This window comes from Jiulongibacter sediminis, from assembly GCF_001306455.1.
Lineage (GTDB): Bacteria > Bacteroidota > Bacteroidia > Cytophagales > Spirosomataceae > Jiulongibacter > Jiulongibacter sediminis.
Genome location: NZ_LGTQ01000005.1, coordinates 688,349 through 706,694, shown reverse-complemented (window position 1 = coordinate 706,694; position 18,346 = coordinate 688,349). Strand labels below are relative to the sequence as shown.

Sequence of the window (18,346 nt, the reverse complement as noted above, 5' to 3'; positions counted from 1 at the left end):
GGTTTTAAAAGAAAACTCCGGCAAAAGTAGAATAAGAATTCTCAAAACGTATGGGCAAATCGAAAAGATGCTGCGAACTTTCCTAATTTTGGCCCATGAATACGACTGATCCTCAAAAGGAAGAAATCGAAGCGTTTTTTAAAACGCTTCAGGATAACATTTGCAATGCTCTTGAAGTGACGGATGGAAAAGGAACTTTTCATCAGGATCTTTGGGAACATCACTCAGGAGGGGGCGGCAGAACGCGTCTGATACAAAATGGCAATATCATTGAGAAGGGAGGGGTTAATTTTTCTGCTGTAAGCGGACCAGCCTCCGAAGACATGAAAAAGCAGTTGAAAATAGAAAATGATGCTGATTTCTTCGCTTCAGGTGTTTCAATTGTTCAGCATCCGGTAAGTCCGATGGTGCCCATTATTCATATGAATGTTCGCTATTTTGAGCTCTCTGATGGCACATATTGGTTTGGCGGCGGCATTGACCTTACTCCCCATTATGTTGACGAATCTCAGGCCAGGTGGTTTCATGAGCAATTGAAAGCCGTTTGCGATCAGCATGACATCAGTTTTTACCCAAAATATAAAACCTGGGCAGATGAGTATTTCTACATTCCGCATCGTTCTGAAACCCGTGGAATAGGCGGAATTTTCTTTGATCATCTCAATGAAACCAGCCTGAAAAAGTCTAAAAGAGAGATTTTTGAGTTTGTCAAAGCAGTCGGAGAAGCTTTTGCTCCCATTTACACTAATTTGATGAGGCTGAATTCCGAAAAGCCTTACTCTGAAAACGAAAAAAAATGGCAACTGCTACGCCGTGGACGTTACGTGGAGTTTAATTTGGTATGGGACAGAGGAACTAAATTCGGTCTGGCTACCGGAGGAAGAACCGAATCTATACTCATGAGTTTGCCTGCCGAGGCCAATTGGGCCTATAATCATCAAGTGTTAAAAGGCTCTGCTGAAGAAAAAACAATTTCCCTACTCAAAAAGGGAATCGACTGGGTCAACTCTTGAAATTGAGTTGAGAAAAATCCCATTCAGCCTCTTTTGAATAGAAGATTTGACCGTTTTTCACCTGAAGTGGTGATTGAATATTATTATGGTAGAGTTGCCCTGTACCAAGTCCCTGTGGGAGTTTATTTCCTGTCTCAGCGGTGAATTGAGCAATGGCATTTAGGCCGATGTTCGATTCTAATGCAGAGGTCATCCACCATTGAATGCTCATTTTTTCACAAAGGCTAATCCAGTCTTCGGTGGCTTTCAGTCCTCCCAGAAGAGTGGGCTTAAAAATCAGGTATTGCGGTTGGATGGTTTCTAAAAGCTCTTTTCTACGTCCAGGATTCAGGCCTATCAATTCTTCGTCTAAGGCAATCGGCACAGGGCTAATTTGACAAAGTTTGGCCATGTCATCCCATTGACCAGCTCTAATCGGTTGTTCAATGGAGTGAATCTCCAGTTTCGCTAATTTTTCAAGAATTTCCGGTGCTTGTTCAGGGCTAAAGGCTCCATTCGCATCTACCCGTAGTGTTAAATCCTTAGCCGAAAAGGAATCTCTCATCGATTTGAGGAGCTTGTATTCGGTCTCAAAATCAATGGCTCCTATTTTCATTTTGACAGTACTGAAGCCCTCTTCGAGTTTTTTCTCAATTTGTCCTGCCATAAATTCTTCAGAGCCCATCCATATGAGCCCGTTCATCAAAATAGGAGCCTCTTTTTCATAGAAATCGTTAGGGTAGATTTTTCGCTGACCGCCATTCTGAAGGTCTTTCAGTGCGGTTTCCAGAGCAAAAACGACGGATGGCCAGTTTTCCAGAGGAGCAGAGTAGATAAACTTTTCGAACTCATTATAACCTAATTCGTCGGCATTAATCTGATCAATAATTCCGGTAATCAGACCGCCTAATTCTGGTTTAAAATCAATGGAAAGCCCTTTTAGCGGCGAGGCTTCACCAAGTCCGAAAACTTCAGGTACACTTTCTTCAAACAATTTGATAAACCATGAATCCCGCTCACGCAAGACCCCTCGGGAGGTACCGGCGTCAAATTTAAAATTTAACGTATGTTTGTAGCATTCAGCTTTTAAAGACATTGTTCCTTGGTTAATCGCTCTGCAAGATTACTATTTTTTTTAAGACCGCTGCTGTGGCCTCTGTCGCTGATTTATGCATTCATCACTTGGCTCCGGAATTTTATGTTCGATACCGGCCTTTTGAAGTCCAAAGAACCGCCTGTTTTCAGTATCGGTGTAGGAAATTTATCAGTTGGCGGTACCGGAAAAACACCTATGGTTTCGTTTTTGATTCAAAAGCTTGATTTTGATAATATAGCTGTTTTGAGCAGGGGATATGGTAGAAAGACAAAGGGATTCCGGGAAGTTAACCATTCTGAAGACGCTTCAACAGTCGGCGATGAAATTTTCATGCTCTTCAAACGGCATCAAAATCAAGCCCGCTTTTTTGTTTGTGAAAGTAGGGTAGAAGGGGTTGAGAAAATTATGACCTCTTATCCTCAAACGGATTTGATACTTTTTGATGACGTATTTCAGCATAGACATTTGAAGCCTGGCTACCTATTGTTATTGAGTACCTATCAGAGGCCTTTTTTTAAAGATCATTTGATGCCAGTCGGTCAGTTGAGAGAAGCACGAAAAGGAGCAAGGAGGGCCGATGCAATTGTCTTTACCAAATGCCCGGAAAGCTTTTCAAAAGATGATTATCAAAATGCGGCGGGTCCGCATCAAGCGGTTTATTTTTCAAAAGTCAAAGTCGATGCACCTGAAAATACTTTCGCTGAATCATTAATAACGGGAGGAAAAGTGAATATTGTCTCTGCTTTAGCCGACAACAAAGCTTTTGTTAATCAAATTGAGACTACTTTTGAGATTCAGCAAATGAAGCTTTTAAGAGATCATTATGCTTTCCGAAAAGCTGATTTGGTTTTTGACAATTCTAAATTGCCCGTCATCTGTTCAGAGAAAGATTGGGTCAAAATTGAGAAGCTCCTGAAACCTGAGGAAAAGCCGAGGTTTTACGTTCAAAAAATAGAGGTGGAAATAGATGAAGAAGCCGACTTTTTAAGGAATATTATGGAAGCTGATAAAAGATTTAAAGAGGAAAAGGGTTCTGTAATTAATGGCTAAATTTGCAGCCAAATTTTCAATGAAAAACATGAGCAAACGCCTTTGGCTGCTTTTTCTCCTATTTCCATTTTGGTCTTCTGCTCAAAAGATTCTGAATGACACCGTACAAAATGTGTACGGGCCGGCTACAACAGGTTATTTAATGGAGAAAGATGTTCTTCTGGATGACACTTTGCTTCATCACCCTGACACGCTCATTGATGGTTTTCATTTAATGACTTTAAATCATCGCAACGGACTCCTCTGGCAAGATTTAGGTAATGAAGGCACTGCGGCAAAGAACATGGTCTTTAAGCTTCCGGCAAACTCTTTCACAGAAACGGGCTGGACGGCTTTTTCTCAATTTTATGCTCCTGATATAGAAAATGTCAAATACTATAATACAAGGTCGCCTTTTACCAATATGGCTTATACCCAAAGTGGGAACGGAATGTCAAACCTGGGATTTACCCATGCTCAGAATATAAGTCCTTACTTTAATGTAGCGGTAAATGTGAATCGGATAGTAGCTTCAAAGCAATGGTCGGCCTCAACAAGTGAAGACCGTCTGGTAGATCATTGGGATTACACTTTAAGCACTAACTACCTCAGTAAAAACAAGAAGTATCGTTTTCTTGGGGCTTTTGTGAATTTTAACCATAAACAGGAGGAGCAAGGAGGAATCAGCGTTTTTGAGGGCCTTAATTTTATTCCGGAGGCTGACCTCAGCGGAGATTATAATACGAACTATCAGGAACGGCTAACTGGTATTAGCACTCGCGAGCGATGGAATAATGCTCATATTTATCATCAATTTCAGCTGGCGAAAGGAGTTCAGCTCTTTCATGTTTTTGATTACCAACGACAGAAATACTTTCAACGGGACACTTTGATATCAAGAAATTTCCCCTCTGGTATTTATCCTGATAGCGTAGAAGCTGAAAAAATGAAGAATTACTACTTCTTCAATAATATTCAGAATCGTTTCGGGTTTAAGGGAACCTTCAAGGGTTTCAAGTATAGTTTAGGTTTAACCAATCGAATTTATGCTCTAAATGCAGTTCATGATGGGGAAACGGGGAATCGAAAAACAGAAATTCTGGTAGGTGGAAATGCCGGCTATTGGTTTCCGGACAGTACCTCTTATCTAGACAATGAGGTTTATTTGGGCATAGGCGAATCGCCAAATGTTTTTATCCGAAGTAATCTGAAAATAAAGCAGTTTGATCTTGGTTTCAGGTTGATATCGAAACCGTCCTATTTGTTGTTCAATTCATTCAGCAGTCAGGTGGCTTCCTGGGATAATAACTTCAAAAACCTGACTTACACTTCATTTTCGGGTAAGATTAACCTCTCAGGTCAAAAAGCCTGGTTTAGTCCCGTGGCAAATATCAACTTGGTAGGCAATCACCTTTATTTTGATCAAAATCAGTCTCCGCAACAACTAGAAAGTACGGCTCTTTTGATGGATTTTGATGTGAACGCCGGGGTTAGTTTAAAGAACTGGAAAGTTGAGAATCGGTTTATTCTCAATGTTATTGGCAATAAAGAAGTATTTCGTCTGCCAGCGGTTATTAACAATTTCAACCTTGAATATCACGTCAAATATGCCAAGGTGCTGGATTTGTATTTCGGAACTGACCTCTATTTCAGAGGTGCCTATTCAGGTGACGCTTATTCGCCCTATTTGCGAAGTTTCTATTTGCAGGATGGCCAGAATGTTTGGGGTTATCCGGTGGCGGATGTTTACACTAATTTCATGATCAAACGAGTGAAACTGGCCTTCAGTTTTAATTATCTCAACAAGGGCGTACCAACGCAGGGATACTACACCACGCCTGATTATCTGGCAATGGGTCGTACTTTCCATTTGAAAGTAAACTGGCCTTTGTTTGATTAAAACTCTTTGAGTAGAGTATGAAAGAAAACATAATTACCCCTGTATTTGGACTCAATAAGACCGATTAGTTTGTCTTTTTGATTGAGTTCAAATTCCATGAAGCTTTCCATTGTTTTGAAAAAAACCTGCATTGAAACGGTATCCCCTCCGTTATCCACCTCGGTCAATAGTTTATAAACCTTGATCTCGTGTACTCCTTCAGAGTTTTCTACAAAAGGGATATAGTCATTTCGCAAACTTTGCTCAAAAAGCAGAGCATGCGAAAAATTGACGTTAAACGTAAAGCTGGAAAGTATCAAGCCAATGACTTATTTAGGATAAATCTGTTGGCCAGACTGTAAACTGAGAAAATGGCTCCGGTGAAAATTAAATCACCAATCAGCATATTTTTAAAGAAAGGAATACCTGCCGTATAACTAGCAATAACACCTGTCATAGTATGCGGGTAACCCATCAATCCATTTGCTGTGGTGGCTTCAGGATAAAATAAAGCGAAATTGGTCAGTAAGAAAAACAGGGTTGATGCGGCAAGAGTGGCCAGAGCTACATTAAGGAGGTTAGCCTTTTTGATGATCAGGTAACCGAGACCAATCATGAGGGCAAAACCGGTATAAACCAAAATAGTTCCGTTATGAAAACCGATGCCTTGAGAAAGCTCAAGAGCAATATCGGAAAGTAGAATCGCAGAAAAAGGAACAATCAATTTCCATTTTCCTTCAAAAGCGAAGGCTGAGAAAAGAGCAATTCCGGTGATAGGCGTAAAATTCATCGGATGATCTACCAATCGACTCAAGGCCGCAACAATCACCAACAGTAAAGCCAGAATTATATGTTGTTTATTTTTCATCATTTCTTTCTTTTGGCACAAAAATAGTTTTTGACATACTTGTATTCAAATGAAATGACTATTCATTTCGTTCCCTAAAGAGATAATTCTGAATTAATATATTTGCGTAACCCAAGAAATAGCTTTGTTAAAAACGCATAACGCTTTCCTGATAATACTTTTGATCACATTTGGCCTCAAACTAAATGCTCAGAATTTTATTGGAGTGTCGCAAAGCAATTATGCCGGGAACTATGCGGTAAATCTCAATCCGGCTCACGCAGTGGATGGTCGGTACAAGATTCACCTCAATTTAGCCGGAGTTGGTGTTGGCCTGCAAAACAACCATCTGAAATGGGCTGCTCCATATTCTTTATTCAGGTTAATTACGAAAACAGTACCTTCCCGATATTTATCTACTACTTCAGGTTTACCTGTATGGCAACCCTCTTATTACCAGTTTACCAATGCCAACAGAGCAAAGTTATTTATCAATGGAGAGTTGGTAGGCCCGGCGTTGACATTAACTTTTCCGCGTTTAGGTTTTGGAATTTCCGGAGGGGTGAGGTTCAGGCTTTTTGGTTCTTTAACCAATACCAGTCCGGTAATTGCTCAGGCCATAGCCACAGGTACCAGAAATCCGGCTTTACAAAACATTGATTATATCGACAGTCATGGTTTGATGAATATCGCTGCGGTTAATGAATTTTACGGTACTATCGCCAAAGTCATTCGGGAAGACGGTCCGACTTTTATAAAAGTAGGTGCTACCGCAAAAAGATTGACCAGCAATGTCAATTTAAGTGTCAATGCCACTGACGTTGATTATCGGATTGAGCCTAACTCAGCCCTAAATATGAGTCAAACTATTCAGGTCCCTCAGGCACAAGGTGGCTTTTTTCATGCGGCTGCTACTACGGGCACTCCGGGTTTCGGCTGGGTCATTGATCAAATGACCTCATTTTCGGCGGTTGGAAACGGCTTTGGAGCAGAAATAGGGATTGTTTACGAACAAAGACCAAATTATGCCCGTCAACGCTACAAATACAAAGGCCAGTTTATCCCTGACCCTGAGGTCAATAAGTATAAACTACGATTAGGAGCATCGTTAACGGATGTGGGTTTCATTACGTTTAACGGAGTGAATGAGGTTCAGGTCGGTCAAATCGCCAATAGCGGCCGGGTGATTCAGCCAGCTACTTTTTATCAAATCGGCACCACTCAGGAGTTTGTTGGTGATATTGAAGATGTTTTTGATCCTGATTCACCCTATGGCAACTCCTTCCGTATTCTCATGCCGGCTAAATTGAATTTACAGGTTGATTATGAGGTTCGTGAAGGTTTCTATGTCGGCGGTATACTTCGTCAATCCCTGTTTGGTAACCGGCGGATGGGGCCCGTGTCTTATTCCGGTTTGAGCATTATCCCACGCTTTGAGAAAAAATATGTGGAATTCTCGTTTCCGGTCAGTTTAGATCAGGATTATGCCAATTTCAACTTCGGAGCCACCATGCGTGCCGGACCGCTTTGGCTGGGAATTGATCATGCTACGGGCTGGTTTGGTATTGGAAAACCGAAGAGCTTGTCAGCCCACGCTGGCCTGTTCCTAGCCCTTAGCCATCGCAGACCGGGAAATTCTTTACTGGATTGTTGGTTTGAGCCTGAATCGAGGCAGAAGAAGGCAGGACTATTCAGAAAAAAATAAAACACCGCCTTCTCAGACGGTGTTTTAGTGACGATGGGGAGAGTCGAACTCCCATGGGCGTAAGCCCACCACCCCCTCAAGATGGCGTGTCTACCAATTCCACCACATCGCCGTTCGGGGCTGCAAATCTACAAAGCCTTCTAAAATTTCCAATTATTCCTGACCAATAATCCAAAGATCATTTTCTTTGATATACCGGATCTTACCATCCTCCCAGAGTTTAAGCCAGATATCCTTTTTTCCGATAATATTCACCTTACTGCCTTCTGAAAGCGTTTCTACAACCCCGGCTGCAGCAGCTGGCATTTCCCGCACAAAAGCTTCTTTCTTATTAATGATTCCGGTTTTATAAACTTTCGGAAAGTTGATGACCAATAAAACAGCCAGAATCCCAAGAGTCAAACTGACTTTGTGGGCTCTTGGAATTGTAATATTTTTATTTCTTTTCAAAAAGAGAATAACAAAAGAGTAGGTGATAATCAAAGTGGCTATTAAAAGTACCCAAACCGTGTTTTTCTGGACGATAAGGCTGAAGAAGTTCAGATCGCTCTGTCCATAGCCCTGAAAACCGTTTTCGGCTGCCATCTGGTTTATCTTATCAAAGACCTTTTCATCAGGGTGAAGCTTATGATACTCGTTTAAATAGTAGATAGCGAGCGAAAATTCTCCCTGATTCTCATGTATATAGGCCAATTTCAGATAGGCCAGCCCTTTATTGATATCATGCTTTTTGATGAGATCAGTGTACAGGTTTGCAGCTTCCTGATATTTTTTTTCACTAAATAAAGAATCTGCTTTTTGTGCAAAATGAGATTGTCCTTGACTATCAGTAATTTGCACAAAAAGGGTAAAGAAAAGACAAATAAAAATGTACTTCAGGTTTTGCATTTAAAAAGGTTTCCTCTAGTTTTGCACTCGCAATTGAGAAACGGAGTAAGATTTTACAAAGTTAATCAAATGATTCCGTAGCTCAGCTGGTAGAGCAATACACTTTTAATGTATGGGTCCTGGGTTCGAGCCCCAGCGGGATCACAACAAAAACCACCTCGCCTGGCGTTGGTGGTTTTTTTGTACCTAAACATCTCTTTTCATGGCCAGAAAAAAGAAAATCATTGAGCAAATTGAGGTCCTTGACTTTGCGGCAGAAGGCAAATGCATTGCAAAGCATGAGGGTCAGGTCATTTTTATCACTACACCTAATATTGCTCCGGGCGATCTGGTAAAACTCCAGATTAACCGCAAAAGAAAAAACTTTTCTGAGGCCATTGTACTGGAGCGGCTTCAGGATTCTCCTGATAGAATTGAGCCGTTTTGCTCGCATTTTGGAATCTGTGGTGGCTGTAAATGGCAGCATATACCCTATGACATGCAGCTTAAGCAAAAAGAGCAGCAGGTAAGAGATCAGCTCCTTCGATTGGGTAAATTAGAGATCGGTGAGTTTCATTCCATATTGCCTTCTGAAAAAACTCAGTTTTACCGTAATAAGCTTGAATTTACTTTCTCAAATTCCCGCTGGTTCACCCGCGAAGAAATCAATGATAATAATGATTTTGACAAAGATGCTTTAGGTTTTCACGTGCCTAAACGTTTTGATAAGGTACTGCCCATTGATACCTGTTATCTTCAGGAAGACCCTTCAAACGCTATTCGCCGCTTTTTTGATACTTATGCCCGTCAGAGTGGAGAGCCTTTTTATGATCATGTGAAGCATGAAGGTTTTTTCAGAAATATCATGATCAGAACGGCCAGTACAGGTGATACCATGGTGGTGGTGCAGTTTGCTAAAGATGATATTGGCTTGATTGAGAGGTGCTTAGGTGATTTTATTAAAGCTTTCCCTGATATCACATCGGTGAATTATTTTATCAATCAAAAAAGAAACGACAGCTACCAGGATCTGGAACCCCATAATTATAGTGGCCAGCCCTACATAGAGGAAGAAATGGAGGGCTTGCGTTTCCGAATAGGAGTGAAATCGTTTTATCAGACCAATTCAGACCAGGCTTTCGAGCTTTACAAAAAGACCCGGGAATTTGCAGAAATTAGTTCTGAAGACGTGGTCTATGATCTTTATACAGGTACGGGCACTATCGCCAATTTTGTGGCTAAAAAGGCTAAAAGAGTGGTTGGTGTTGAATATGTAGAAGATGCTATCAAAGACGCGAAAATCAATTCGGAGGTCAACGGAATTGACAATACGTCTTTCTACGCCGGTAACATGCGTGATATTCTCAATGATGAATTCATTGCTAGAGAAGGTGCTCCTGATGTTATCATCACTGACCCTCCAAGAGCAGGAATGGATAAAGAGGTGGTGGATATGTTGTTGAAAATCAGGGCGAAGCGAATTGTCTATGTGAGCTGTAATGCCGCGACACAAGCCAGAGACCTTCAGATATTGAGTGAAATATACGAGATTACTGACGTTCAGCCAGTAGACATGTTTCCACATACCCATCATGTGGAGAACATCGCTAAATTGGTTTTAAAGGCCTAGAAAGGCACCTCGTCATCAGGCTTAATATCGCCAAATGGGCCATCAGTATCCTGAGGTTTATTGGCTTTACTCTGCAAAAAAGTAGGAGGGGCCCAAGGCTCCTCGCCGCCTGAACTACCTCCATTTTCAAAATGGCTGTAATCTCCGGCACCACCAGGTAAATTAATCTTTCCGTAGTCAGACATTCCACCGGCACGCATACCAGAACCTAAATCAGCGAATTTGGTGAATTCTTTTACAAACTGGAGCCTGATGGTATCCAAGGTTCCGGCTCTGTTTTTGGCAATGATTACTTCACCAATACCATCGGTGGGGTTCCCGTTTTCATCTTCTGTGATTTTGTAATATTCAGGTCGGTACAAGAACATTACCATATCGGCGTCCTGCTCAATAGAACCCGATTCTCTCAAATCTGAAAGCTGAGGCCGTTTATCACCACCACGGGTTTCTACGGCTCTGGATAGCTGAGAAAGGGCTAAAACAGGTACATTAATTTCTTTTGAGAGGTTTTTCAAAGACCTCGAAATAGTTGCGATTTCCTGCTCACGGTTACCCTGCGAGTTGGTGCCATCCTCTCCACTCATTAACTGCAGATAATCAATGATGACCATTTCAATTCCAAACTGAGCTTTCAGGCGTCGGCATTTTGCACGCAATTCAAGCACCGAAAGGGCTGGGGTGTCATCAATGTAGATGGGAGCTGCTGAGAGTTTGTCTAGTCGGGTATGCAACTGTTGCCACTCGTGAGGCTCCAAGATTCCTTTTCTGAGTTTCTCACTCTCTATTTCTGCCTCAGCAGAAATCAATCTCAGCATAAGCTGAGTGGCAGACATTTCCAAGGAAAAAATAGCTACCGGTGACTGATGATCTACAGCCGCATTTCGCATAGCTGAAACTACAAAAGCAGTCTTACCCATACCCGGTCTGGCGGCAATAATAGTGAGTTCCGTCTTCTGCCATCCACCGGTTAACTTATCAAGATCAGAGAATCCACTCGGAATACCCGTTAATCCGTCGTCATTTCCAAGCTTTTTATGCTCCAGTTCGTCGATCGTCAAACGCATAATTTCAGACGAGCTCATGTACTGACGCTTAATGCTTTGCTCCGAAATCTTGAAGAAATACTGCTCGGTATTATCAAGCACATTGAAGATATCATTGTTCTCATCAAAAGCCTGAGTCATCAGTTCATTTGAGGCTGCTACCATCTCTCTTTTAATGCTCAATTGGGATATGATCAGAGCATGATGTTCAATGTTTGAAGCAGAATTTACCTTAGACATGAGCTCCGTCAAGTACTTGGTCCCACCTGCTTCTCTGATCTTATTTTTACTTCTGAGGTAGGAGCTAACAGTAACAATATCAATAGGTTCTGAGGCTTCAAAGAGTTTAAGTATCGCCTCATAAATAATCTGGTGCTGTTCGTTATAAAAGGTTTTTACACGAACAAGTTCTTTAATTAATGACAGTGCCTCTTTGTCAATAAGCAAGCTGCCTAATACAGCAGCCTCAATATCAATTGAATAGGGTAGTTTCTTGCCGTCAGTTACCTGGGCAATACCACTTCTGGTTTGAAAATCTACCGTATCTGGGGTCATTAATCTGGATTTCTTTATGATAATTTGAACATGACAAAATTAGGGAATATGCCCGATTAATCAGGAGAGTTGGATAGTCTAAATTATTCAACAATTTTAGTCAATACTCTGATATAAGAAGAGCCCGTTTGTGTGGCCATTGTGGATTAATCTTCATTATTTTGTGAATAAAGCCCATGCAACTGTTAATTATTTTTTTGACATTTGAATGACACTTTAAACGAATAACATTTGACAGAAAAAGTCCTAAAACTAAACGATGTCTCTCTGATTGATTTTCTTGGTGTGCAGAACCGGAACATCAAAGAAATCGCTAAAGCCTTTCCTGCCAGTAAGGTAGTATCTCGTGGTGACGAGGTTTTCCTTAGAGGTCCCGCAAAAGAGGTGAAGGAAATAGACTCAATAATGACCGACTTGGTAGAGCATTATCATCGTTTTGGTAAATTGACGACTGACGTGGTGAAGAATTATCTTCAAAAAGAACATTATCACCTTGAAAATATCATCAAAGATGATTCTGTGCTGGTGCATGGTAATCGTGGGATGATTATTAAAGCCAAAACGGCCAATCAGAAGAAATTAGTTGAGGCAAGTTTAAGTCATGACATCGTTTTTGCTGTAGGGCCTGCCGGTACCGGAAAAACCTATACGGCCGTAGCTCTGGCGGTTAAAGCTTTGAAAGACAAACAGGTCAAAAAGATAATCATAACAAGACCGGCGGTGGAAGCGGGGGAGAACCTTGGTTTCCTTCCCGGTGATCTCAAAGAAAAAATTGATCCTTATTTAATGCCTATTTATGATGCATTAAATGATATGCTGGTCTCTGAGAAACTGAGTGGATATATTGAGAAAAATGTAGTGGAAATTGCTCCACTGGCCTATATGAGAGGCCGCACACTCAATAATGCCTTTATAATTCTGGATGAGGCTCAAAATACCACACCTATGCAATTAAAGATGTTTCTAACACGTATGGGGCCTAATTCAAAAATTGTGGTGACAGGCGATGTTACACAAATTGACCTTCCCCGAAACCAAAAGTCCGGACTTCAGGATGCTCTTCAAAAACTCAATAAAATCAATGGAATAAAGTTTATAGAGTTAGATGGCCGCGATGTGGTGCGTCATCCGCTGGTGGTGAAGATTCTAAATGCTTATGAAGAGGCTGATAATAAGTAGCTTGTTTTTTCTTGTCGGTTTTTCTGCTTATGCACAACGTTGCGGGCATGGCGTGATGGCCTCACCGGAAATGAAAAAACGACATGAAATTCTTCAAAGGTTTATTGATAATTACAATCCTGGTAATAGTAAAAATGCAAGAGAACAGGAGGGTATTATCCGTATTCCTTTAGTTGTTCATGTTATTCACAATAACATTTCAGGAGATATTGGAGGCGAAGGAAACTCTAATATTTCAGATGAACAGATCTTCTCTCAGATAAGAGTTCTAAATGAGGACTTCAGGAAAATGTTTGGTACCCGGGGATATAATGAACACCCGGATGGTGCCGATATGGAAATTGAATTCTTTCTGGCTCAAACAGGCCCTGATGGTGCACCAAGTTCAGGTATTAACCGTGTTTACAGTAGTGACAGAACTTTTGACGTTTTCTCAGACCTTGAACGAATTTCTGGCTTATCCTACTGGCCATCTGACAAATATCTCAATGTATGGGTAGTAACGCTGGCCGGTGGTTATTTAGGCTATGGCGAGTTTCCAGGTGGAGAACTCGATGGATTGGATTTGGCTGATTCGCCCGAAGAAACTGACGGAATATTTATTGACCATGAAGTTTTTGGAGACAGAACAGGAACGGCCTCAGCGGGTATTTACACTTATGGTCGTACTTTAACACATGAGGTGGGGCATTGGTTTGGGCTCTTGCACACTTGGGGAGATGAGCGGTGCGGAACCGACTATTGTGAAGATACCCCTCAGATTCAAAGAGAGAACGATAGTGAGACCTGTAGAGAGATATTCAGTCGCTGCGATGGAATCAGTCGCAGAAATATGATTGAGAATTATATGGATTACACTCCTGACTCGTGCATGAATATTTTCACGGAAGACCAGAAAGCCAGAGTCCGGGCAGTTTTAGAATTAAGCCCAAGACGAAGGCGGATGGTCTTAAATAGTCAGTTTTTACTACCCTCTACCGATGTTACTGAATTTAATGTTTTGAGTAACCCTGGTTCTCGTTCTGAGTTGAAATTTCAGGTATTACTTCCCGATTTTCAGGATTTCACTATTGTTTCCTATAATTCCTTAGGCCGGGAGGTGGCCAGAAAAGCATATTTAGATTACCCAAGCACGGTTATCAGTGCAGAAGAATTAAATTTGCCGCCCGGCATGAATATCGTAACCATGCAAACGGCCGGAGAAATTTATTTCAAGCGTATTTACCTCTATGAATAGACCCGACTTTGACGACATTTTTATGGAACTGGCCATGAGCCTGGCTAAACGCTCTCACTGCGTAAAAGCTCAGGTGGGGGCGGTTTTGGCTAATGAGACCAGGATTATTTCCATTGGATATAACGGTCCACCCAGCGGAACGCATAACTGTGATGACGATTACGGTCATGAAGGCTGCCCACGAGACTCCAAAGGAAGCTGCTCACTTGCTCTTCATGCAGAGCAAAATGCCATCTTATATGCCGCAAAAAATGGAGGCAAAGTAGAAGGAGCCACCCTTTATGTGACGCTTTCGCCATGTATTTCATGTGCTCGTGTAATCTACACAATGAAGATTAAGAAAGTCTTTTTCCTCAATTCTTACGCAGAATACAAAGGTATTGAGAAAGACGAGGGCGTAGAGTTTTTGAGAAGCTTTGGAGTGGAAGTAGAAAAATACGAACCGAAAAAACCGTGAATTACCTGGCCCACGTTTTCCTTTCAGGTCAAAATGAGGCCATTCTTTTTGGTAACATGCTTGAAGATTTCATGCATGGCAGAGTAGATCACCCCAGAAATAACCATTTAAGCTCCGAAATAAAGAGAGGTATAAAGCTTCACCGCTTCATTGATACCTTTACAGATACTCACGAGTTGGTTAAAGAGAGTAAGAAAGTTTTTCAGGCTGAAATTGGTCGATATGCCTCAGTTACCGTTGATGTAATCTATGATCACTATCTGATCAAAAATTGGTCGGCCTTTTCGGATGAAGATTTTGAGGTTTTCAGGTTCAGGGTGTACGATAGTCTTGTCAAATTCAAATCTCTGATGCCGGAGCGGCTTCTGAGAACTGTGGAGTCCATGATTACTTATGACTGGCTCAAAGAATATGAATTTGATGAAGGGCTTTCCAGGGCTTTTGAGAGTTTGAACAGAAAAATTAAAAATGGACCCGATATGTTATTGAGCATCCCGATCATGCATGAGAATTATGATTTGCTCAATGAACAATTTTTGGCCTTTTTTGAAGAATTGAAAGCAGAGTGTGAATTATTTATTGAACATAACTAGGAGTGGCAAAATCGGCATCAGCAGAATTAAAAGAAATAACGGCAGGGAATCTTAAGCCTGTCTATTTTTTGCATGGCAATGAAAGTTATTACCCTGCAGCCATCACCAAAAAAATCATTGAAGTTGCCATTCCAGAGCATGAAAAAGGCTTCAATGAGTTCATTCTTTTCGGAAAAGACTTAAATGTCGGAGCTGTTCTGAATAATGCCCGTCGTTTTCCGATGATGACAGAGCGGCAGCTTGTTGTCATAAAAGATGCCGATCTGATTCAGGATATCGGTCAGAAGGAAGCCCAAAGCATGCTGGAATCTTATGTGAAAGATCCTTTGCCCAGTACCATTCTGGTGATGCTTTTCAATAAAAGCATGGATGAGCGAAAGTCTTTTGTTAAAGCTTTTGCTGAGAAAGGTGTTCTGTTAAACTCAAAGAAATTATACGACAATCAAGTGCCTGATTTTATCAGTCAGATTTGTCATGAAAAAGGTTATAAAATTTCTCCAAAAGCAGCTCAATTGTTATTTGAGCATACAGGGAACAACCTTGAGTCTATTGTTAAAGAGATTGAGAAAATGGCAATCAATCTCGGAGATAATGCTGAGATCAATGGCGAGGTGATTGAGAAGTACGTTGGTATTAGTAAAGACTATAATGTCTTTGAACTTCAAAAAGCTTTAGTACAGAAAGACTTTGGTAAATGTTTTCAAATTGTCAATTATTTCGGGGCAAACCCCAAAGATCATCCGATACAACCCGTAATCTTGATTTTATACAATTTTTTCTCAAAAGTTCTTTTGGTTCATGGAGCTCGGGGTAAAAATGATATCAATTTGGCTTCACTGTTGAAGGTGAACCCCTATTTTCTCAAAGATTATACAGCTGCAGCCCAGAAATATTCTTCGGGTAAGCTCCTTCTGATTATTCACACTTTGCGTGAAATTGACAAAAATTCCAAGGGTATTCAGGGCGGAACTAAGGTGGATTCAGACCTATACAAAGAGTTGATTTATAGCATTTTGGCATAAAAAAATAGCCCCTGAAATCAGGAGCTATTATGTAGCGGGGACGGGAATCGAACCCGTGACCTCCGGGTTATGAATCCGACGCTCTAACCATCTGAGCTACCCCGCCGTCTGCGAATGAGGCTGCAAATTTATACAAACCATTTTTTCATCCAAACATAAAATTGAAGAATTCTTAAGAAAGAAATAATAGGAGTGAAATTTGCATTCTTGTCTTTAAAAAAGTAAATAGGAAGAAATTACTATTTACGCCCATGTCAAAGCATAAATTTGTGGGGGAATACCCTTTTAAGACATCACCAAAGGTACTTTACAACTATATCAGTACTCCGGGAGGTTTGCAACAATGGTTTGCTGAGAATGTTTCAATAGATTCTGACAGAAACTTTCATATTGAATGGGATAATGAAGTCCACGTGGCCGCTGTATCTAAACGGCTGAATAAATCTGCCAAGTATGATTTCATGGGGGATGATGAAGGGAGCTCATTGGAGTTAAAACTGGTCTCTGGTGAATTAGATGGCTCTACTTATCTGCAGGTTATTGATGTATCTGATAATGATGATGACGAAGATTTGAACGACCTTTGGCTTGGCTTGGTTAATGATTTGAAAGATATTGTCGGAGGCTAGTTCTTAAAATTTCTGAAATAGTTGCTATCCGGCAAAAACTCTCTGATTTTTGTGAGCTAATCCTTACTGATGAGAAAGATTGACAAACTTGTCATAAAGAATTTTCTGGGGCCATTTGTACTGACCACGCTCGTTGTGGTCTTTATTTTTTTGCTTCGTTTCCTGATGCTTTACTTTGACGATTTTGTCGGGAAAGACTTAGGGCTTAAAACGTTTGCTCAGCTTTTTGCCTATTTCTCTTTGATCACGGTGCCAATTTCTCTGCCACTTTCTACGCTATTGGCAGCTCTTATGAGCTTTGGTAATCTTGGTGAACACACAGAGTTAACTGCGATAAAATCGGCCGGTATTCCTCTGGGAAGGGTTATTATGCCCACTTTAGTATTTACTATTTTTATTTCAATCTTCTCTTTCTGGTTCAATAACAATGTTACTCCCTGGGCTAACCTAAAGGGCTATTCACTTCTTTGGGATATACGCACCACCAAGGTAGCCCTGAATATTCAGGAAGGTATTTTTTATCGGGAAATCCCTGGTTATGCCATTAAGGTTAAAGAAAAGCTTCCTGATAATGAGACGCTGAAAGATGTTATTGTTTACAATCATACCCAAAGAAACGGGAACAAGAATGTAACGGTAGCTGACAGCGGCAGAATGTACACGATGTATAATGATCATTATCTCGTTTTTGAGCTTTATAATGGGTTTAATTACTCGGAAACAAAGACCAATCAGGGTTTAAACGATACCCAGTTTTACCGCAATGGTTTTAAGCGAAACCGCCTCGTATTTTCGCTGGAGTCTTTCAATATGCAAAAAACAAGTGAAAATCAATTCAAGTACCATGAATACATGAAGAATATCAGTGAGTTGAAAGATCAGATTGATACGGCTCAGATCCAGATAGACCAAACGGCAAAAACACAGCTGTCTTCTCTGAAGACTATGCATACTTATCAATTCAAAGAATTACCTGAGCGTTGGAGTGTAGATTCGTTAACGGGCGATAGTACCTTACTCACCATTAAGCCCGGAGCTTGGATTCAGGAAAAAATGAAGCTTCTGGATGATAGTCGGAGATATGAGGAAATATGGACACTTTCGCAGTCTACAGCCCATAGTTTTGCCTCTCAGCTACAGAATAACCATGCCATTCTAGGAAGTAAAAGGCGTACTATGTATAGTGCTGATATTGAACGTTGGCATAAATATACTTATGCCGTGGCATGTCTGGCCATGTTTATTATTGGGGCTTCTCTGGGTTCCATTATAAAAAAAGGAGGATTCGGGATGCCCGTCTTAATCGCTATCAGCTTTTTTATCCTCTATTATGTGATGATGCAGCTAGCCGATAAAAATGCAAAGGAGGGCTTTATTCCTGTGGTGGTGGCGGTTTGGATTCCTGACCTCATTTTATCGATCATTGGTGCTATTTTCATTTCAAAGGCCACCAAAGACGCTAGTATCTTTGATACAGAGGTTTATGCTAAAATATGGGAGAAATTTTTGGCAATTCTTCCTAAAAAGAAATCCCCTTCTTTGAAGACCTCAATTGAATAATAATTCGTACTTTTGTGGCTGTTTTA

The 18,346-nt window shown here is 40.9% G+C and carries 17 protein-coding genes and 3 tRNA genes; 13 read left to right on the top strand and 7 right to left on the bottom strand.

All coding sequences use genetic code 11. The annotated features are described in order from the left end of the window. Positions 1-95 precede the first annotated feature (95 nt). The gene (hemF, locus tag AFM12_RS03175) at positions 96-1,013 is read left to right on the top strand and encodes an oxygen-dependent coproporphyrinogen oxidase (protein WP_055143831.1); all 918 of its coding nucleotides are present in this window, start codon (positions 96-98) and stop codon (positions 1,011-1,013) included. Here the strand turns inward: hemF and AFM12_RS03170 are convergent. Beyond that, the gene (locus AFM12_RS03170; RefSeq protein ID WP_055143829.1) at positions 1,003-2,088 is read right to left on the bottom strand and encodes an o-succinylbenzoate synthase; all 1,086 of its coding nucleotides are present in this window, start codon (positions 2,086-2,088) and stop codon (positions 1,003-1,005) included. The genes hemF and AFM12_RS03170 overlap by 11 nt on opposite strands. Positions 2,089-2,094: 6 nt before the next feature. Between AFM12_RS03170 and lpxK the strand changes: the two genes are divergently transcribed. Together lpxK and AFM12_RS03160 are read left to right on the top strand one after the other, a co-directional pair. Next, positions 2,095-3,138, top strand: coding sequence for a tetraacyldisaccharide 4'-kinase (gene lpxK / locus AFM12_RS03165; RefSeq protein ID WP_082391168.1), 1,044 nt, complete (start codon positions 2,095-2,097; stop codon positions 3,136-3,138). A gap of 28 nt (positions 3,139-3,166) precedes the next feature. Continuing rightward, entirely contained in the window at positions 3,167-5,017 is a 1,851-nt protein-coding gene (locus AFM12_RS03160) for a putative porin (protein WP_157687273.1), read from the top strand. Here AFM12_RS03160 and AFM12_RS03155 read toward each other — a convergent pair. Next, positions 5,014-5,316 (bottom strand): DUF4286 family protein, encoded by a 303-nt coding sequence (locus tag AFM12_RS03155; protein WP_055143823.1) that lies wholly within the window; start codon positions 5,314-5,316, stop codon positions 5,014-5,016. The two genes, AFM12_RS03160 and AFM12_RS03155, sit on opposite strands and share 4 nt — an antisense overlap. Next, positions 5,313-5,867 carry a DUF6580 family putative transport protein gene (locus AFM12_RS03150; RefSeq protein ID WP_229308451.1) on the bottom strand — a complete coding sequence of 185 codons (555 nt, stop codon included), beginning with the start codon at positions 5,865-5,867 and terminating at the stop codon, positions 5,313-5,315. Before AFM12_RS03150 ends, AFM12_RS03155 begins: the two co-directional genes overlap by 4 nt. A gap of 121 nt (positions 5,868-5,988) precedes the next feature. Between AFM12_RS03150 and AFM12_RS03145 the strand changes: the two genes are divergently transcribed. Beyond that, on the top strand, positions 5,989-7,548 hold the full coding sequence (locus tag AFM12_RS03145; RefSeq protein ID WP_055143819.1) for a DUF5723 family protein: 1,560 nt from the start codon (positions 5,989-5,991) through the stop codon (positions 7,546-7,548). A 28-nt stretch (positions 7,549-7,576) separates the two neighbouring features. Here the strand turns inward: AFM12_RS03145 and AFM12_RS03140 are convergent. Together AFM12_RS03140 and AFM12_RS03135 are read right to left on the bottom strand one after the other, a co-directional pair. Beyond that, positions 7,577-7,660, bottom strand: a tRNA-Leu gene (locus AFM12_RS03140). Between the two features lie 41 nt (positions 7,661-7,701). Continuing rightward, positions 7,702-8,436, bottom strand: coding sequence for a tetratricopeptide repeat protein (locus AFM12_RS03135; RefSeq protein WP_055143817.1), 735 nt, complete (start codon positions 8,434-8,436; stop codon positions 7,702-7,704). A 71-nt stretch (positions 8,437-8,507) separates the two neighbouring features. Between AFM12_RS03135 and AFM12_RS03130 the strand changes: the two genes are divergently transcribed. Then, a tRNA-Lys gene (locus tag AFM12_RS03130) sits at positions 8,508-8,580 on the top strand. Positions 8,581-8,638: 58 nt separating this feature from the next. Continuing rightward, positions 8,639-10,045, top strand: coding sequence for a 23S rRNA (uracil(1939)-C(5))-methyltransferase RlmD (gene rlmD / locus AFM12_RS03125; protein ID WP_055143816.1), 1,407 nt, complete (start codon positions 8,639-8,641; stop codon positions 10,043-10,045). On the opposite strand, the gene dnaB is transcribed toward rlmD, so the two are convergent. Then, entirely contained in the window at positions 10,042-11,643 is a 1,602-nt protein-coding gene (gene dnaB, locus AFM12_RS03120) for a replicative DNA helicase (RefSeq protein WP_055143815.1), read from the bottom strand. The genes rlmD and dnaB overlap by 4 nt on opposite strands. Positions 11,644-11,874: 231 nt before the next feature. Between dnaB and AFM12_RS03115 the strand changes: the two genes are divergently transcribed. Genes AFM12_RS03115 through holA form a run of 5 tightly spaced genes read left to right on the top strand, consistent with a single transcriptional unit; the run spans position 11,875 to position 16,131 of the window. Next, positions 11,875-12,822, top strand: coding sequence for a PhoH family protein (locus AFM12_RS03115; protein ID WP_055143814.1), 948 nt, complete (start codon positions 11,875-11,877; stop codon positions 12,820-12,822). Continuing rightward, complete coding sequence (locus tag AFM12_RS03110) at positions 12,800-14,059, top strand: zinc metalloprotease (protein ID WP_157687271.1); 1,260 nt, start codon at positions 12,800-12,802, stop codon at positions 14,057-14,059. The genes AFM12_RS03115 and AFM12_RS03110 overlap by 23 nt, the downstream gene beginning before the upstream one ends. Further along, complete coding sequence (locus tag AFM12_RS03105; protein ID WP_055143810.1) at positions 14,052-14,516, top strand: deoxycytidylate deaminase; 465 nt, start codon at positions 14,052-14,054, stop codon at positions 14,514-14,516. The genes AFM12_RS03110 and AFM12_RS03105 overlap by 8 nt, the downstream gene beginning before the upstream one ends. After that, positions 14,513-15,109, top strand: a complete 597-nt coding sequence (locus AFM12_RS03100) for an acyl carrier protein phosphodiesterase (protein WP_055143808.1) — start codon at positions 14,513-14,515, stop codon at positions 15,107-15,109. The genes AFM12_RS03105 and AFM12_RS03100 overlap by 4 nt, the downstream gene beginning before the upstream one ends. A gap of 2 nt (positions 15,110-15,111) precedes the next feature. Beyond that, positions 15,112-16,131 (top strand): DNA polymerase III subunit delta, encoded by a 1,020-nt coding sequence (gene holA / locus AFM12_RS03095; protein WP_055143806.1) that lies wholly within the window; start codon positions 15,112-15,114, stop codon positions 16,129-16,131. Between the two features lie 32 nt (positions 16,132-16,163). On the opposite strand, the gene AFM12_RS03090 is transcribed toward holA, so the two are convergent. Continuing rightward, positions 16,164-16,237: transfer RNA gene (locus AFM12_RS03090), tRNA-Met, on the bottom strand. 145 nt (positions 16,238-16,382) lie between these two features. Between AFM12_RS03090 and AFM12_RS03085 the strand changes: the two genes are divergently transcribed. Together AFM12_RS03085 and AFM12_RS03080 are read left to right on the top strand one after the other, a co-directional pair. Further along, complete coding sequence (locus tag AFM12_RS03085) at positions 16,383-16,760, top strand: START-like domain-containing protein (RefSeq protein ID WP_055143804.1); 378 nt, start codon at positions 16,383-16,385, stop codon at positions 16,758-16,760. Between the two features lie 69 nt (positions 16,761-16,829). Next, positions 16,830-18,320 (top strand): LptF/LptG family permease, encoded by a 1,491-nt coding sequence (locus AFM12_RS03080; protein WP_055143802.1) that lies wholly within the window; start codon positions 16,830-16,832, stop codon positions 18,318-18,320. Positions 18,321-18,346 lie beyond the last annotated feature (26 nt).

Coding starts and splice junctions, on each gene's coding strand:
- hemF (WP_055143831.1), top strand. CDS start 96: ATGAATACGACTGATCCTCAAAAGGAAGAAATCGAAGCGTTTTTTAAA.
- AFM12_RS03170 (WP_055143829.1), bottom strand. CDS start 2,088: ATGTCTTTAAAAGCTGAATGCTACAAACATACGTTAAATTTTAAATTT.
- AFM12_RS03160 (WP_157687273.1), top strand. CDS start 3,167: ATGAGCAAACGCCTTTGGCTGCTTTTTCTCCTATTTCCATTTTGGTCT.
- AFM12_RS03150 (WP_229308451.1), bottom strand. CDS start 5,867: ATGATGAAAAATAAACAACATATAATTCTGGCTTTACTGTTGGTGATT.
- AFM12_RS03135 (WP_055143817.1), bottom strand. CDS start 8,436: ATGCAAAACCTGAAGTACATTTTTATTTGTCTTTTCTTTACCCTTTTT.
- rlmD (WP_055143816.1), top strand. CDS start 8,639: ATGGCCAGAAAAAAGAAAATCATTGAGCAAATTGAGGTCCTTGACTTT.
- dnaB (WP_055143815.1), bottom strand. CDS start 11,643: ATGACCCCAGATACGGTAGATTTTCAAACCAGAAGTGGTATTGCCCAG.
- AFM12_RS03110 (WP_157687271.1), top strand. CDS start 12,800: ATGAAGAGGCTGATAATAAGTAGCTTGTTTTTTCTTGTCGGTTTTTCT.
- AFM12_RS03105 (WP_055143810.1), top strand. CDS start 14,052: ATGAATAGACCCGACTTTGACGACATTTTTATGGAACTGGCCATGAGC.
- AFM12_RS03085 (WP_055143804.1), top strand. CDS start 16,383: ATGTCAAAGCATAAATTTGTGGGGGAATACCCTTTTAAGACATCACCA.
- AFM12_RS03080 (WP_055143802.1), top strand. CDS start 16,830: ATGAGAAAGATTGACAAACTTGTCATAAAGAATTTTCTGGGGCCATTT.